Annotated in this window: 13 protein-coding genes; 6 read left to right on the top strand and 7 right to left on the bottom strand. The window is 50.3% G+C overall.

The window, feature by feature from the left end; genetic code table 11:
* Positions 1 to 219 precede the first annotated feature (219 nt).
* Positions 220 to 1245: a glutathione S-transferase family protein gene (locus tag H6F86_RS24680; RefSeq protein WP_190452259.1), complete on the top strand. Its 1026-nt coding sequence runs from the start codon at positions 220 to 222 to the stop codon at positions 1243 to 1245.
* Positions 1246 to 1590: 345 nt separating this feature from the next.
* Here H6F86_RS24680 and acnB read toward each other — a convergent pair whose 3' ends face one another.
* The 3 genes from acnB to guaD all read right to left on the bottom strand — a co-directional run bounded on the left by acnB (position 1591) and on the right by guaD (position 6860).
* Positions 1591 to 4203: a bifunctional aconitate hydratase 2/2-methylisocitrate dehydratase gene (gene acnB / locus H6F86_RS24685; protein WP_190452261.1), complete on the bottom strand. Its 2613-nt coding sequence runs from the start codon at positions 4201 to 4203 to the stop codon at positions 1591 to 1593.
* Positions 4204 to 4527: 324 nt separating this feature from the next.
* The gene (locus H6F86_RS24690) at positions 4528 to 5505 is read right to left on the bottom strand and encodes an aromatic ring-hydroxylating dioxygenase subunit alpha (protein ID WP_190452263.1); all 978 of its coding nucleotides are present in this window, start codon (positions 5503 to 5505) and stop codon (positions 4528 to 4530) included.
* 14 nt (positions 5506 to 5519) lie between these two features.
* The gene (guaD, locus tag H6F86_RS24695) at positions 5520 to 6860 is read right to left on the bottom strand and encodes a guanine deaminase (RefSeq protein WP_190452265.1); all 1341 of its coding nucleotides are present in this window, start codon (positions 6858 to 6860) and stop codon (positions 5520 to 5522) included.
* A 208-nt stretch (positions 6861 to 7068) separates the two neighbouring features.
* Between guaD and uraH the strand changes: the two genes are divergently transcribed.
* The 4 genes from uraH (at position 7069) to H6F86_RS24715 (ending at position 9899) form a co-directional block, all read left to right on the top strand.
* Positions 7069 to 7428, top strand: a complete 360-nt coding sequence (gene uraH, locus H6F86_RS24700; protein WP_190452274.1) for a hydroxyisourate hydrolase — start codon at positions 7069 to 7071, stop codon at positions 7426 to 7428.
* Between the two features lie 704 nt (positions 7429 to 8132).
* Positions 8133 to 8459, top strand: coding sequence for an RNA-binding protein (locus H6F86_RS24705; protein WP_190452276.1), 327 nt, complete (start codon positions 8133 to 8135; stop codon positions 8457 to 8459).
* Positions 8460 to 8698: 239 nt separating this feature from the next.
* The gene (gene rpsU / locus H6F86_RS24710) at positions 8699 to 8887 is read left to right on the top strand and encodes a 30S ribosomal protein S21 (RefSeq protein WP_106257393.1); all 189 of its coding nucleotides are present in this window, start codon (positions 8699 to 8701) and stop codon (positions 8885 to 8887) included.
* A gap of 493 nt (positions 8888 to 9380) precedes the next feature.
* Positions 9381 to 9899 carry a hypothetical protein gene (locus H6F86_RS24715; protein ID WP_347241052.1) on the top strand — a complete coding sequence of 173 codons (519 nt, stop codon included), beginning with the start codon at positions 9381 to 9383 and terminating at the stop codon, positions 9897 to 9899.
* 14 nt (positions 9900 to 9913) lie between these two features.
* Here the strand turns inward: H6F86_RS24715 and H6F86_RS24720 are convergent, their stop codons facing one another.
* Both H6F86_RS24720 and H6F86_RS24725 read right to left on the bottom strand, forming a co-directional pair.
* Entirely contained in the window at positions 9914 to 10777 is an 864-nt protein-coding gene (locus H6F86_RS24720; RefSeq protein ID WP_190452278.1) for a fructosamine kinase family protein, read from the bottom strand.
* A 135-nt stretch (positions 10778 to 10912) separates the two neighbouring features.
* The gene (locus H6F86_RS24725; protein ID WP_190452310.1) at positions 10913 to 12037 is read right to left on the bottom strand and encodes a geranylgeranyl reductase family protein; all 1125 of its coding nucleotides are present in this window, start codon (positions 12035 to 12037) and stop codon (positions 10913 to 10915) included.
* Positions 12038 to 12326: 289 nt separating this feature from the next.
* Between H6F86_RS24725 and H6F86_RS24730 the strand changes: the two genes are divergently transcribed.
* A complete protein-coding gene (locus H6F86_RS24730; protein ID WP_190452279.1) occupies positions 12327 to 12497 on the top strand; it encodes a family 2 glycosyl transferase in 171 nt (56 codons plus the stop codon).
* Between the two features lie 180 nt (positions 12498 to 12677).
* Here H6F86_RS24730 and frr read toward each other — a convergent pair whose 3' ends face one another.
* Positions 12678 to 13226 carry a ribosome recycling factor gene (gene frr / locus H6F86_RS24735; protein WP_190452280.1) on the bottom strand — a complete coding sequence of 183 codons (549 nt, stop codon included), beginning with the start codon at positions 13224 to 13226 and terminating at the stop codon, positions 12678 to 12680.
* Positions 13213 to 13941 (bottom strand): UMP kinase, encoded by a 729-nt coding sequence (pyrH, locus tag H6F86_RS24740; RefSeq protein WP_190452281.1) that lies wholly within the window; start codon positions 13939 to 13941, stop codon positions 13213 to 13215. The genes frr and pyrH overlap by 14 nt, the downstream gene beginning before the upstream one ends.
* Positions 13942 to 14637: the final 696 nt, after the last annotated feature.

The raw sequence follows: 14637 nt of genomic DNA on the forward strand, positions 1-14637 counted from the left end.
ATGGGGGCGGTTCCACGACGATCGCCTACTCAGGTGAACCAGGAGATTACGCAACGTTTATAGTGCGTTCTGCCGCGCCGCCAATTTTCTTGCAGGTGGTTCTTAAAGCAGTGTTCGGTCTTGACGAGGGGCATAGTCAGGGTTTCGGCACCACTCCATCAGACCACTAACAAGGTAACGGTTGGTAGATTAGAGGTGGAAACCGACCCACCCCCTTGTATGACTGCACCAGCCAAACAGAAGACTGCCTTACCCTCAGCGCTCATCATTCGGTTGGGTCGCTTCGTCTGGACGACACTCTGGCACTTGATGATGTCTCGCTTAGCACCACGTGATGCCTCAGGAGCCTATACTCGTCCAGCCAGTACCTTTAGAGGCAGCATCAGCAGTGAGCCTGGAGCGCCGTACCCACCCGCAGTACAGCGGTACCGTCTCTATGTTGGCTGGGGTTGTCCTTGGGCACATCGCACACTGGTAGTTCGCGCACTCAAGGGGTTGGAAGCCGCTATACCCATCACTATCGTTTCACCGTCGCCCGAAGCAGGCGGCTGGGTACTAGATGACCCGGAAGCAGACTGCCGGACTCTGGCTGATCTGTACCGCAAAGCTGCACCCGGTTACTCTGGGCGATCTACCGTGCCTGTGCTCTGGGATGACGAGACACAGACGATCGTCAATAATGAAAGCGCTGACATCATTGTTATCCTCAATGCTGAGTTTAATGCCTTCGCTCAGCAGCCTGACCTCGACTTATATCCAGAGCAGCTCAAGGCAACTATTGATCAGTGGAATGAGAAAATTTACCATGCCGTAAACAATGGAGTTTACCGTTGTGGCTTTGCACAAACGCAAGAGGCGTATGATGCGGCTTGCAACGAGCTGTTTACCGAACTCGACGAAATTGACACGGTTTTGAAAACTCAGCAGTATTTATGCGGCAGCAGCTTGACCCTGACAGATGTACGGCTTTTCACCACGCTTTACCGCTTCGATTTGGTTTATTACGGACTCTTTAAGTGCAATCGCCGCCGTATTCAGGATTATCAGTACTTGGGAGCCTACCTGCAAGAGTTGTACCAACTGCCCGGTGTCGCTAGTACGTGTGACCTGGAAACGGTGAAGCGAGACTATTACGGCAACTTATTTCCGCTTAATCCCGGTGCCATTATACCAAGCGGTCCCGATCTGAGTTATCTAACGGCACCCCATCACCGCACTGCTTTATTTGCTACCAGCAACGGGTAAAACCACTCGTTATTCTCCTTTGCGATCGCCTTCAAGTATACCTTTGCTATAGAGCGGTCCCAAATTAGTTGTGAGATTGAGAGGCTCTGTGAGCAAGAATTCCACTGAAATCCTTGCTCACAACCCAGATGGGATCGCTACCTGGCAGTCGAAGAGAACGTTAGGACAGGCATCAACCTTGAAACGTCCTTTGAGCAAGGACTTCTTTTCATCCCTCATCCTTTTGCTATAGTTTGAATCGCTTCACAAACCCCTGAGTGATCTAGACGGCGCTTAAGGCACTGTCCTAACGCATGGTTGGTGAAGCGACCTTCTTTCAGAGCCACGTTCCGGCTTTATTTTGCTTTAGCGTGTGGCGGCTGTTGGCATTCCCAGAATGTCTTCGATGCGGGGCATCTCGTCAAGCGGAATCACGCGCCCTTCATCTTCAAAGTTGGCAATCTGGTCGAAGTTGAGATAACGGTAGAGTTCTGCGGCAAAGGGATCAATCTTTTTAGTGACGATCGCCATATATTCTTCCACCGTGGGAATCTTGCCCAACAACGCACAGACGGCTGCCAGTTCTGCCGAGCCAAGGTAGACCTGAGCACCCTTACCCATACGATTGTTGAAGTTGCGTGTCGAGGTCGAGAAGACCGTCGTACCATCTGCCACCCGTGCTTGATTACCCATGCAGAGCGAGCACCCTGGCATTTCGGTTCTGGCTCCGGCAGCGGCAAAGATGCCATACATGCCTTCTTCGCGCAGTTGTTTTTCGTCCATGCGGGTCGGGGGACAGATCCAGAGGCGCACTTTTACGGGACCGGCGCCATCCAGAATTTTGGCAGCGGCGCGGTAATGCCCAATGTTGGTCATGCAGGAGCCAATGAAGACCTCATGAACGGGATCGCCTGCACATTCAGACATCAGCTTCACGTTATCAGGGTCGTTAGGAGCCGCGACGATCGGTTCGGTCACCTGATCTAGATCAACTTCAATGACTTCGGCGTACTCCGCATCAGGATCAGCAGACATCAGGCTTGGGTTAGCTAACCACTGCTCCATCTTGGCAACACGACGTAGAATCGTACGCGCATCGCCATAGCCTCGTGCCACCATGTTTTTCAGGAGGGCTACGTTAGAACGCAAATACTCCGCCACAGTATCGGTACTCAGCTTAATCGTCGAGCCAGCGCAGGAGCGTTCTGCCGTTGCATCCGTGAGTTCAAAGGCTTGCTCTAGCTTTAGATCGGGCAATCCTTCCATCTCCATAATGCGACCGGAGAAGACGTTCTGCTTGTTCTCCTTAGAAACCGTCAACAATCCCCGTTGCATAGCAGCGTAAGGAATGGCGTTGACAATATCGCGCAGCGTCACGCCCGGTTGCAGCGTTCCTTTAAAGCGCACCAAGACAGATTCAGGCATATCCAGCGGCATGGCACCAAGGGCAGCGGCAAAGGCAACTAAACCAGAACCCGCCGGGAAAGAGATGCCTAACGGGAAACGTGTGTGGGAATCGCCGCCTGTACCTACCGTGTCAGGCAACAGCATCCGGTTCAGCCAGGAGTGGATAATGCCGTCGCCTGGACGCAGTGCTACACCACCGCGTTCGTGCATGAAGTCGGGTAGGTCTTTGTGGGTTTTGATATCAACGGGCTTGGGATAAGCGGCAGTGTGACAAAAGCTCTGCATGACTAAATCGGCGCTGAAGCCAAGACAGGCAAGCTCTTTCAGCTCATCGCGAGTCATAGGACCTGTCGTATCTTGGGAACCAACAGTAGTCATGACGGGTTCGCAAGCAGTGCCGGGACGCACACCCGGAAGCCCAGATGCTTTGCCGACCATCTTTTGTGCCAGCGTGAAACCTTTACCTGTATCAGCAGGCAGCGTTGGACGACGGAAGAGGGGACTGTGCTCTAAACCCATGTCGGCACGGATCTTGTCGGTCAAGGTGCGACCGATGAGGAGAGGAATGCGACCCCCAGCCCGGACTTCATCCAAAATGGTGTCGGGCTTGAGCGTGAAGGTGGACACGATCGCCCCTGCCTCATTCGTGATTTCGCCTTTGTAGGGATAGATTGTAATCACATCGCCCGTTTCTAGTTGGGTAACATCGCACTCGATCGGCAACGCGCCAGAATCCTCAGCCGTATTGAAAAAGATCGGCGCGATTTTGCCGCCCAAAATGTAACCACCCGTGCGTTTGTTCGGTACGAAGGGAATGTCATCACCGATATGCCACAGGACGGAGTTGATGGCAGATTTGCGAGAAGAGCCTGTGCCGACCACATCCCCGACATAAGCCACGGGATGCCCCTTTTGTTTCAGGGCAGCGATCGTCTCTAGACTTCCTGGTTGCCGCGTCTCCAGCATTACCTGGGCATGGAGGGGAATATCTGGGCGTGTAGTGGCGTGTGGTGCAGGCGAGAGATCATCTGTGTTGGTTTCGCCCGGTACTTTGAAAACTGTCACGGTGATTGCGGCTGCCAGCTCTAGTCGGCTGGTGAACCACTCGGCGTTTGCCCAGGAGTCGAGCACTTGCTTGGCGTAGGTGTTACCATTTGCCGCCAATTCTTGTACGTCATGGAACGCATCGTAGACTAGCAAAATTTTGCTCAGCGCTTTGGTCGCTGTTGCCGCAATATCTGCATCGGGCACCTGTAGCAACTCGATCAACGAATGAACGTTGTAGCCGCCCATCATGGTGCCTAGCAGTTCAACGGCTTCTTTCGGAGACACAAGCGGGCTGGTTGTTTCACCTTTGGCGATCGCGGTCAAAAAGCCTGCTTTTACATATGCTGCCTGATCAACACCGGGCGGTACGCGATCGCGCAACAGCGATAGCAAGAATTCTGCTTCTCCTACAGGTGGCTGCTTCAGCAATTCGCCCAATTCAGACATTTGTGCAGCACTCAAGGGCAAGGGAGGCACACCTTGAGCCGCGCGATCGACAATATGTTGGCGGTAGGATTCAAGCATAGTTCAAAGACTCTACAGAGCGACAAGAATGTATGTGTAAAGGCGCAGGTTAACGTCGATCGCTTAGGTTACTCTCGCTCTGTCACTTCTGCGGTTGGGATTGATACTGACTGCATAGAAAAGTTTACAGGACAGAGACTCCAGGCTGACTGAGAAAAGCACCTAGCAAGAAAGGTATAGCAGTCGAAGAGTAGGACAGACATCAACCTTGAAACTTCCTTTAAACAAGGTTTCTCTTCATCCCTCATCCTTTTGTATCTCAGCCTCGGTAATGGCTCTTTAGCCTTGATCTCTAGTCTATCTCTAGTGCCAAATGTCGAGCGTTCACGCGCTAACGGTGCCAAAGCGTAAGCCCATCTCCTGTAACCATTTGCGGTAAACAATCAGAGTGCGATCGCTATTCAGCAGCAAATCGGTTTGGGCGTAAAGCGGCAGCAGTTGGGGTCGTTGCGCCTGAATGATCGGAATGTCCTGGTTCAGAATTTTTTCTTGCCATGCAATCAAGTCAGCCGCAGGCGTTTCGTAGTCATAATTGAGCGCCATCCACATCCAGAGCGTACTTTTAAGGGCAGTATGCGGTGTGACGCAGAAGAGAATCGAAAAACGAGTACCCTCTGACTCTTTCGCTAGATATGCCGTGAAGGGTCGGAGCGCACGATAGGTATAGGCAACAACATCGCCTTGACCTGTGCCATAGGGATCGGGTTGATAAACGCTTACACCCTTAGAAAGCACACCATCCGGCTCGATCGTCGTGCCATAATCCTCGATCGCTGGATAGGCAGCATCACCCAAAATGCCCTCGTGGATGAAAGGAAAGTGAGCCACATCGAGAAAGTTTTCGATCGCTCGTAAGCCGCACAGATCAAAGGCACCATAGGGTCCACACAGCAGTTTACGGTAGGTGGGATCATCCCATTCTGGGAAAGAGGGCACGTCCTGTTTTGGTTCACCCAGCGCCACCCAAATCAAGTTATAGCGCTCTTGCACGTGGTAAGTCTTCACCTGAGCGCGTTTGGGAATCGTCTGCCCAGGGTGTGCTGGGATGTGGACACATTGCCCTTCACCGTTATATGCCCAGCCATGATAGGGGCAGATCAATGTACCATCTGTCACCCGTCCGCTGGAAAGTCGTGTTCCACGATGGGCACACAAATCTCGACAGGCGTGGAGTTGGTCACTCGATCGCCATAGCACCAGATCTTCTTCTAGCAAATGGACGGGCAACAGTGCGCCTTTCTGTACATCCTCCGATCGCGCCACGGGATGCCAATCGTTGATCACAACTGGATCATTAACCATTCTCTCTTCCTCTGTTAAGCTGCAACCGGCTCATATGCCTTGTTCTTATAAGCTAGTTCGCCCATGACGTAAGTGGCATGAACCGCGCGATCGTCCCCTAAAATGATTGTGGCGAAGGCTTGATCAGCCAGTTCAGCGAGGGAAGTCGCGCTTGCCGTCGCATTACGTCGTGCCATCAGGGGTGTGGCTCTGGGGTCAAGCACTATGAAATCAGCTTCTTTACCTGGCTCAAAATTGCCCAACGTGTCTTCCAACGACAGCGCCCTTGCACCCCCCAATGTTGCCAAAAACAATGCCTGAAAAGAAGAGAGATTTTCCCCCCGCAGTTGCGTGACTTTGTACGCTTCACTGGCTGTCTCCAGCATCGAAAAGCTCGTACCGCCGCCAACATCTGTTCCCAAGCCGACCTTAATCGGAGTGTCTGCCGACTTCGCCTTAGTAAGGTTAAACAGCCCACTCCCTAAGAAAAGGTTAGACGTTGGGCAAAATGCGATCGCCGCTTGTGCCTCTGACAAACGCTGAAACTCTGCTTCCGTCAGGTGGATACCGTGAGCAAAGACCGATTTAGAGCCAACAAGCCCAGCGCGATCGTATACATCCAGATAGCCATCACTCTCAGGAAACAGTGATGCCACCAACGCCACTTCCTTCACAGTTTCCGAAAGGTGCGTATGCATATAAACATCAGGAAACTCTGCCAATAGCTTACCCGCTAGCCGCAGTTGCTCATCGCTGGAGGTTACGGCAAAGCGAGGTGTAATGGCATACAAAAGGCGATCGTGCTTGTGCCATTTCTCAATCAATTGCTTGCTTTCTGCATAGGCAGTTTCGGGCGTATCGGTCAAAAAATCGGGTGCATTTCGATCCATCAACACCTTGCCTGCAATCATGCGTAGGTGCCGACGACTCGCTTCCTCAAAAAACGCATCCACTGACTGGGGATAAACCGCAGCAAAGACCAGAGCCGTTGTGGTGCCATGCTTCAGCAATTCATCTAAGAAAAAAGACGCAATTTCCTGAGCATAGGCTTTGTCTTTAAACTTGCCTTCAGTAGGAAAAGTGTACTTGCTTAACCAGGTCAGCAGTTGCTCTCCAAAAGCAGCAATCATTTCCGTTTGCGGAAAGTGAATGTGCGTATCAATAAACCCCGGCAGAATCAGCCGATCGGGATAAGTCGTCACAGAAACATCCGCATAAATCTCATGCAGATCTTCGTAAGTCCCTAATGCTTTAACTTTGCCGTCTTCTAAGACCAGCAACCCATCTGAAAAGTAACGAACGCTGTCTGCCTCAGACGCATAGAATGGATCATCAATAAAGTCAAGAAACGCACTACGAAACGCTTTAAGAGACACGCTGATAGCCTGAATTGAATAACTCACGGTATAGCCATGATTTACTCATAAAATCACACCGTTTCAGCCGCTACGTATCGAAAGCAACAAAACAAGAAAATTAGCGCTTAGCTACCAGCGGTCAGTAGTCAGCAGCTAAAAGGCTAAAGCAATCAAACGCTTCCCTGCTTCGCCCCTTACTCTCCTCACTCCTCTCCCCTCACCTCTCATGACTGGCAAACTCACAACGCATGTTCTTGATACCGCTCGTGGCTGTCCGGCGGCAGGGTTGACGATCGCCCTTTGGTCGATCGAACCATCGGGTGAGAAAACCTTACTTAAAACTGTAATCACTAATGTGGATGGACGAACTGATAGCCCTCTGCTAACCGATGGCGCACTGCAAGCGGGTGTCTATGAACTGGTCTTCGGCGTCGGAGAGTACTTTGCTCAACATCTTCAAGACTTGCCCCAGCCACCATTCTTAAACGAGGTGCCGCTTCAATTCGGTATTGCCGATACGACGGCTCACTATCATGTGCCACTGTTGGCTTCGCCCTGGTCGTACAGTACCTATCGAGGGAGCTAGGGGCAGCAGTCAGCTGCTTCTCACTTCCCCACAACAAGCTTCTCTCTTTCGACTAACCACTATCATTAACTCCTAACGCCTATGGCTTCTGCAACGATCGACCTTTCCACTACGATTCCTGCTCATATTGGCGGTTCTGTTCAAACCTATCAATGGCATTATCAGGGGCAAGAGTTTTCAATCGTTTACGAAACGTGAGTTTCTGAACTTCATGTATCGTCGGCACGTTTACACTAATGCCGTCATACTGACACTCACCTTTATCGAGCAGAAATATTAGATAACCCAGCAACCGTGTGCTCGGTTTGCCTCAATCGCCTTTGTCACTGAAGGCTTAGATCCAGCCGCTAAACGCGAAGACTTTCTTAAGCCGTTTCAAAGCTTAACAGTGCCGCTGCTAGTAGTAATTGGTGAACAGTCGCCACCAGCTTCTAAGCTGAAATGGAGTCTATAGCCTCGCTTGCCAACGTCCAAAGCTAGCATCTTCCTGACTCTTTAGGTTTGCATAAGGAGTACGCCTCTGATGTTGCTGCACTAGTGCTGCCGTTCTTACAATCAGTCGCAGACGCTGACGCCACACGACTTGGATCGCTATGCTATAGTTGCCCTACAGGATTATCTTCGGTCGTGTAATTCGTTTTTGTTCATTGACAAGCGTTTCTCCGAATGTAACTCTCACACACACTGAAATTTGGAGACAATCCATGTCAATTTATGTTGGTAACCTTTCGTACCAGGTTACTCAGGACGACCTTAAGCAAGCCTTTGAAGAGTACGGTACTGTTAATCGAGTTCAGCTTCCCACCGATCGCGAAACAGGTCGTCTGCGTGGATTTGCCTTTGTAGAAATGGGCACCGAAGAAGAAGAAGCGGCTGCCATCGAAGCCCTTGATGGCGCTGAATGGATGGGTCGCGACTTGAAAGTTAATAAAGCGAAGCCCCGTGAAGAGCGTGGTTCCTCTGGCGGTTGGGGTGGTAACAACCGTGGCGGTGGCGGCGGTGGCGGCGGTGGCGGTGGTCGTCGCTATTAAGACGCTACGCACAAGTTTTTGATTTCAGAGTCTCTGGCAGATGAAAGCAACGGCTCTGCTCTGCTAGAGACTTTTTGTATATGCTCCAGCTACTGAACTTCAGAAGTGCCGCTTTAGACTATGGACTAAATGACATCGCCCCGCAGGTCGAAAGCTTCTAGCCTGCAAAGCCTTTTACCTTCAGTCCCTTGTCTTAAAGTTCAGTAGCTTGCAGCGACCTGTTCAACCGGAGGACAAGCATGACCCAGATCGTAGTTGGCGAAAATGAAGGCATTGAGTCTGCCCTACGACGCTTTAAGCGTCAGGTTTCTAAGGCAGGCATTTTTCAAGATATGCGGAAAAAGCGACATTTTGAAACCCCACTAGAGAAAGAGAAGCGGAAAGCGATCGCTAAGCATAAGCAACGCAGACAGCGCTCTCGCTACTAAAATACATAGCTTACTGAGTGCCCTAGGCTGCAACCTGCTCCAAGCATCCCGACTTTTTAGTTAAGATGGAGCAGGATGCTGACTCTCTCTGACTTGGTTGAAAATGGAGCCAGTATGAGGCTAGTGCAGGCGATCGTTGCCAGCTTTCACCAAGTAGCCTGAGCTAAAGTAGCCTGAGCCGCTCAGGGTTAGGTTTGTGCCAGCTAACAGTACGCATTTCAGCTTTGCTTCGTGTCATAACGTTAATTTTAAATGTAGCCGTCTCTACTAGCACTAAGCCACGTTCATCTACCCCTTCATCCATTGACGAGATGTGGCTGACCCATCTCAAGCGTGCCGCAAATTTTTTCTCAAAAAAGCGCAACAGCAAACGATCGAACGGCTAACTGTTTAGAACGATTCATCTTTCATCGTGATGCTGGCTTCGTCTGGATTAAACCAGGTTTTTCTTTCATTGATCTAGAGCAAACATTTTTAGAGGCGTAGACAGCGTGTGACTCCTGAAGCAGTGCAAATGGTTTCAAATTTGAGACGCGAGTTCTATACGCTTTTTGCTGCCGCAATGAACGTACCCGTAAAAGTAAGCGGCAGTTCGTACAACAGAAGCTCTTCTATTGCCTCCTGGGTAGACGATCATGCCCAGTTAAACTATGTCAGCATTTATGCTTATACAGCACCGGATGAACTGTTAGTTGAACGCCCCTTCATTCTTCGGGTTTCGATTAACAAAGGCGCTGGCGGCATCACGTTTTTTAAGCGCGATCAACCGTATGAAGGGATTAATCAGGGCTGGCATTTTGAGTTAACAGTTTTACCGGAAGAACTTTTAGCATTCATACCCTGGGTTGTGAGCCTGGTAAAAGCAAAAGCAAAAGACTCTCGTTTACCATTGCAGGAACCGCCTTACCCGGTGAGCCTTAATACTGCTAGCGTGCTGCTTTCTACTGAGGCATGGTCTAAAGAAGCAGAACGGATGTCAGAACTGCCGTGTCAAGCTATACCGCAGCTTTAGCTACCAGCTTTCTTCTAGCCAAGTAGTTGCATGATCATGCGGTTTGCCTGTGACTCGTAGCTGCCGCCAAACAAATTGAAGTGATTAAGCACGTGATAAAGGTTATAGAGCGGTTTTCGCTGCTGATAGCCCTCATCAAGTGGAAAAACCTGGTTATAGCCATGATAGAAAGCAGCGGGAAAGCCACCAAATAGTTCGGTCATTGCCAGGTCAACTTCACGATCGCCCACATACGTTGCTGGATCAAAAATGACAGGCTCTCCTGCTTGGGTGACAGCGGCATTGCCCGACCACAAATCACCGTGTACTAGCGATGGCTGCGGTGTATGCCCTGCTAGTAAGTCAGGGATTAAGGTTAAAAGTTGGTCTTGTTTTGGGAAAGGCCCGCCGCGACGCTGTGCTAATTGGAATTGGTAGCCCAGACGATGTTTAACCCAAAACTCAGCCCAGTTTGTCGTCCAGGTATTAATTTGGGGTGTAGAACCGATCGTGTTGTGGCGTTCCCAACCAAAGGTGTCAACTATTTTCGTCTGATGGAGTGCAGCAAGCTGTTGCCCCATTGCTTCCCATGCAGCGCTAGTTTCCCGCCCCAACTGTAGCCACTCCAAAACAAGATAGGCACTTTCTCCGACCGCCCCATAGCAGATGGGCGTTGGCACCCGAATGGTGCCCGTGCGTTGCAGTTGCCGCAATCCTGCCGCTTCTGCCTCAAACATGGCAAGCTCAGACGCTTGATTCAGCTTGACGAAATAGGTGCGATCACTATCTGACAGTGCATAGCCCTGGTTGATGCACCCACCACCGACAGAGCGGCGATCGCTGCTTGCAAACTGCTTTCCCGTCACCTGGCTAATCTGGGCAGCAATATGGTTCCACATGAGAAGTCGTTCGTTTTTGGTTGTTATACCAATTCCCTATGTGATTGTATAGACTAAACCTCTGCAAGTTATCTTGGGCTTAGACAAGCCCAACTATTAAATATCGGGCAAGCAAGCGCTAAAGAATGGCGCTCTTTAGCCCATACCAGGAATTAAGCTGCTGCTAAGACGCTTCAGCGCTCGATTAGCAACATCGGCATAACGCAACTCACCGCATAAAATTTGCCCAATCCGTTCGGTGGCTGAGGGGCGTTTAATGCCAACTTTGTAACCAATGTTGGGAATCCGGTAAAACACACCTGCTAGTCGTTGTGCCCACACCATGTCAGCTCCCCACTCCTTGCTGATGAGGTCGGTGTAGCCTTGCAGTGCATTAGTCTTGCCAGCTAGCGCCTCGTCGATCGCCCCTGCGGCTTTGACCCCTGTAAAAATAGCTGGACGAATCCCTTCGGCTGTGAATGGATCAACCACACAGGCAGCTTCTCCTGCCAATAGCGCATTTTGCGTGTGCAGCGTTTGGTCGCCGTCCCATAAGGAGAGGGGATGGGTCGTCAGTTGCCCCGTTTTCACATCCATACCGGACTTTTGAGCATACTCAAGCAGCGTTTTGCTAAGGTCGTTAGGATCGTTGCCTCTAAAGGTTGCAATGCCCAGAGCGTAGCCGTCAGCTTTGGGAAAGCGCCAGACATAGCCATTTTTGACCATGCCAAATTCAAAAAAGGCGTTGACGGCATCAACATTGGACGCTGCCACTTCTAGCACTGCTCCCGATCTCTGCTTTGGTGCTTTAAAACCAAGCCATTTGGCTGTGGGTCCCTTCGCGCCATCGGCAGCAATGAGGTAACGTCCAGTAACCGCACCACCAGCGGTATTTACTTGCCAGTGATCACTCTTAAACTCGATGCCAGTTGCTTCCGTATTATCCCGCAGTTCAGCACCTTGCTTTTGTGCTTGTTGCACCAAGTAATGATCAAAGACGTTGCGGCTGACCATCCACATTGGCTCGGCGGTTTGAAGCTTGGCATTAACGGGATCGCCCAGCTTCCAGGTGTAGCAAATGTTCTCAATTTTGCGCTCGATCGCTGGAGCAAAATCGAAGTCAAACCATTGAGCGATCGCGGGAGAAACGCCTCCACTACAAGGCTTGTAGCGAGGCAAAGACTGCTTTTCTAGCAGCAGCACCGATCGTCCACGCTTTGCCAAGTGATAGGCAGCACTCGCGCCAGCAGGACCGGCTCCGACAACAATACAGTCAAACATCATGCCATCCTTATCAATGCTCAGGTGCTCGCGCCAAATGGTCTGGCTGTTTTAGCGTCAGACAACTTGAGATAAATGCCCTATCGTACGTATTTGCCTCAATTATGCAATTCACCAGTTCTACGGAGTGCAAAGTTCCGATAAGAATCCTAGGATGAAGGCGTAAACCTTTCATGAAGCATTCGATCGAGAACGAGAGAATACTGATTGCTAGAAAACAGCTATCGCCAAAAGCTTTAGAGAGCTGACGGCTTAGATCCGCTGCAACCAATTTGGTGAGGCTAAACCGATGTGGGAACTTTGTATTCGCTATCCAAACGGGCAAGAGCGCGCGCTTCGGTCGTATCACGATCGTGAGGTCGCCCTCAAACGGATTGATGCCATTTACTCTGACGGCTATCCGATGCACGTTGCCTATATTGTGCGACCTGCACAAGAACTACTTTCAGTGGTCAGCTAACAGCGGTCAGCTTTCAGGGTTATTTCGTTCGTGACATAAATAGCTATCAGTAGTTAGCTATCAGCTTCTAGCAACATCACTGGCTTGAAGCCAAGAAAAAGCCGCTTGATCGACTTTCAATTTCTAGCTTTTAGCCTTAAAGACATGGCTGATTGCTGACCGCTGACTACTGACCGCTCACTACACTGTCATAATATCTTTCTCTTTGCTAGCAAGAGTTTCGTCGACTTTGGCAACATATTTGTCCGTTAGCTTCTGCACTTTGTCTTGCAGGTCGCGGGCTTCATCTTCAGCAAGTTCGCTGTTTTTCTCCTGCTTGCGGATGGAGTCAACAGCATCGCGTCGAATATTACGAATGGAGACTTTGCCTTCTTCCGCATACTTCGCTGCAATTTTGACGAACTCTTTACGCCGATCGCTCGTTAACGGTGGAATATTCAGACGAATAATGGAGCCATCGTTATTGGGCGTAAGTCCCACATCAGAGAGGGAAATCGATCGCTCAATCAAGCTAAGGCTACTGCGATCGAACGGCTGTATCGTAATCGTCGAAGCATCAGGAGTACTAATGTTTGCAAGCGTTTTGAGCGGCGTTGGCACGCCGTAATATTCCACCTGTACGCGATCAAGAATAGAGGCGTTCGCCCGTCCGGTGCGAATGGTATTAAAGGACCGTTGAGTAGACTCAACAGCCTTCTGCATATGGTCTTCGACGTCAGCTAACTTCACAAGAACCTCCGACAAGCGTTCCAATTTGTTCCCCTGCCACCGCTCGACGTACATTTCCTTTAACGGAGAGGTCGAACACGATGATAGGAATATTGTTGTCCTTACATAAGGATATGGCAGTACTGTCCATCACCCGTAGATCTTGGGCAAGAATATGCCCATAGGTAAGGCTTTTATAGCGACGTGCTTGTGGATTAGTAGTTGGGTCAGAGTCATAAATGCCATCGACTTTAGTTGCCTTAAACAACACATCAGCACTGATTTCCGCTGCGCGGAGTGCTGCCGTTGTATCAGTCGTAAAGAACGGATTGCCAGAACCCGCACCAAAAATAACTACACGCCCTTTTTCAAGATGCCGGATGGCACGTCGCCGAATGTACGGTTCTGCAACTTCCTGCATCGAAATTGCTGTTTGTACGCGGGTGGGAACGCCGATTTGCTCCAGAGAATCCTGAAGCGTCATGGCATTCATCACCGTCGCAATCATGCCGATGTAGTCAGCAGTAGCGCGATCCATGCCAGCGGCAGCGCCCTTGACTCCTCGAAAGATATTGCCACCACCCACAACGATCGCCACTTGTACACCAGTAGCGGTGACAGCAGCAACCTCTTGAGCGATGTCTTGCACAATGTTTGGATCGATTCCGTAAGAAAGCTCACCCATGAGGGCTTCACCGCTTAACTTCAGCACAACTCGCTGGTAAGTGACTCCCATGTGGTGTTACTTCTCTAACTCCAGGTTACTTTCAATCATAAAGATACTCCTTCGTGGAGATATTCGTCCACTCAGCCTTATTGGAGATATCCGCCCACTTAGGTAGATGATCAGGAAAGTAAGTAAAAGATAGCCTGAGATCGCTATAAGGCTGGTATGAGGCTGAACAGAAGCACTATAGCCTTGAAGTCCATTGAACGGTAAGCAGTGATTTGAGCGATCGACAGCTAACAGCAGTCAATCATGAGTCAGGCACTTGGAGGCTGTTTGAAAAGGGTCTGGCAGTTAAAACTGCGACTACATCAACAAAGTTCGCCGACGGGGACTACCGAAAGACAAAGGTTTTATAACCTGCGGCGACAGTTTATCGCCCGTTGGGCATGGCTACGCTAGCGTCTCTGTAGCTGCGTTCGCGTAGCGTCTCCGTAGCGAAGCGCCCTGTATGGGCTAGGAGTATTTAGTCGCCCGCACTACAAGAATCTGGGTTTTTAAAACATCCTCTAGGATTGTTGCTTGCTTCCCCAAAGGTAAAGCTAAATATAAAGGCTATCAAAGTCTTGCTCCTAAGAAACTGTTTGTAAATGTATGTGAAGTAGAAGACAACTACGGTCACAAAGGCGCGATACCAGAAGAGTGACATCTACATGGCTTGAGGATATGAGTCAGCCTTACTACGACAGTGACCTGACCGATGAG

This window comes from Phormidium sp. FACHB-592 (genome assembly GCF_014695795.1).
Taxonomy (GTDB): domain Bacteria; phylum Cyanobacteriota; class Cyanobacteriia; order Leptolyngbyales; family Leptolyngbyaceae; genus Stenomitos.

Coding starts and splice junctions, on each gene's coding strand:
- H6F86_RS24680 (WP_190452259.1), top strand. CDS start 220: ATGACTGCACCAGCCAAACAGAAGACTGCCTTACCCTCAGCGCTCATC.
- acnB (WP_190452261.1), bottom strand. CDS start 4,203: ATGCTTGAATCCTACCGCCAACATATTGTCGATCGCGCGGCTCAAGGT.
- H6F86_RS24690 (WP_190452263.1), bottom strand. CDS start 5,505: ATGGTTAATGATCCAGTTGTGATCAACGATTGGCATCCCGTGGCGCGA.
- uraH (WP_190452274.1), top strand. CDS start 7,069: ATGACTGGCAAACTCACAACGCATGTTCTTGATACCGCTCGTGGCTGT.
- H6F86_RS24705 (WP_190452276.1), top strand. CDS start 8,133: ATGTCAATTTATGTTGGTAACCTTTCGTACCAGGTTACTCAGGACGAC.
- rpsU (WP_106257393.1), top strand. CDS start 8,699: ATGACCCAGATCGTAGTTGGCGAAAATGAAGGCATTGAGTCTGCCCTA.
- H6F86_RS24720 (WP_190452278.1), bottom strand. CDS start 10,777: ATGTGGAACCATATTGCTGCCCAGATTAGCCAGGTGACGGGAAAGCAG.
- H6F86_RS24725 (WP_190452310.1), bottom strand. CDS start 12,037: ATGTTTGACTGTATTGTTGTCGGAGCCGGTCCTGCTGGCGCGAGTGCT.
- H6F86_RS24730 (WP_190452279.1), top strand. CDS start 12,327: ATGTGGGAACTTTGTATTCGCTATCCAAACGGGCAAGAGCGCGCGCTT.
- pyrH (WP_190452281.1), bottom strand. CDS start 13,941: ATGGGAGTCACTTACCAGCGAGTTGTGCTGAAGTTAAGCGGTGAAGCC.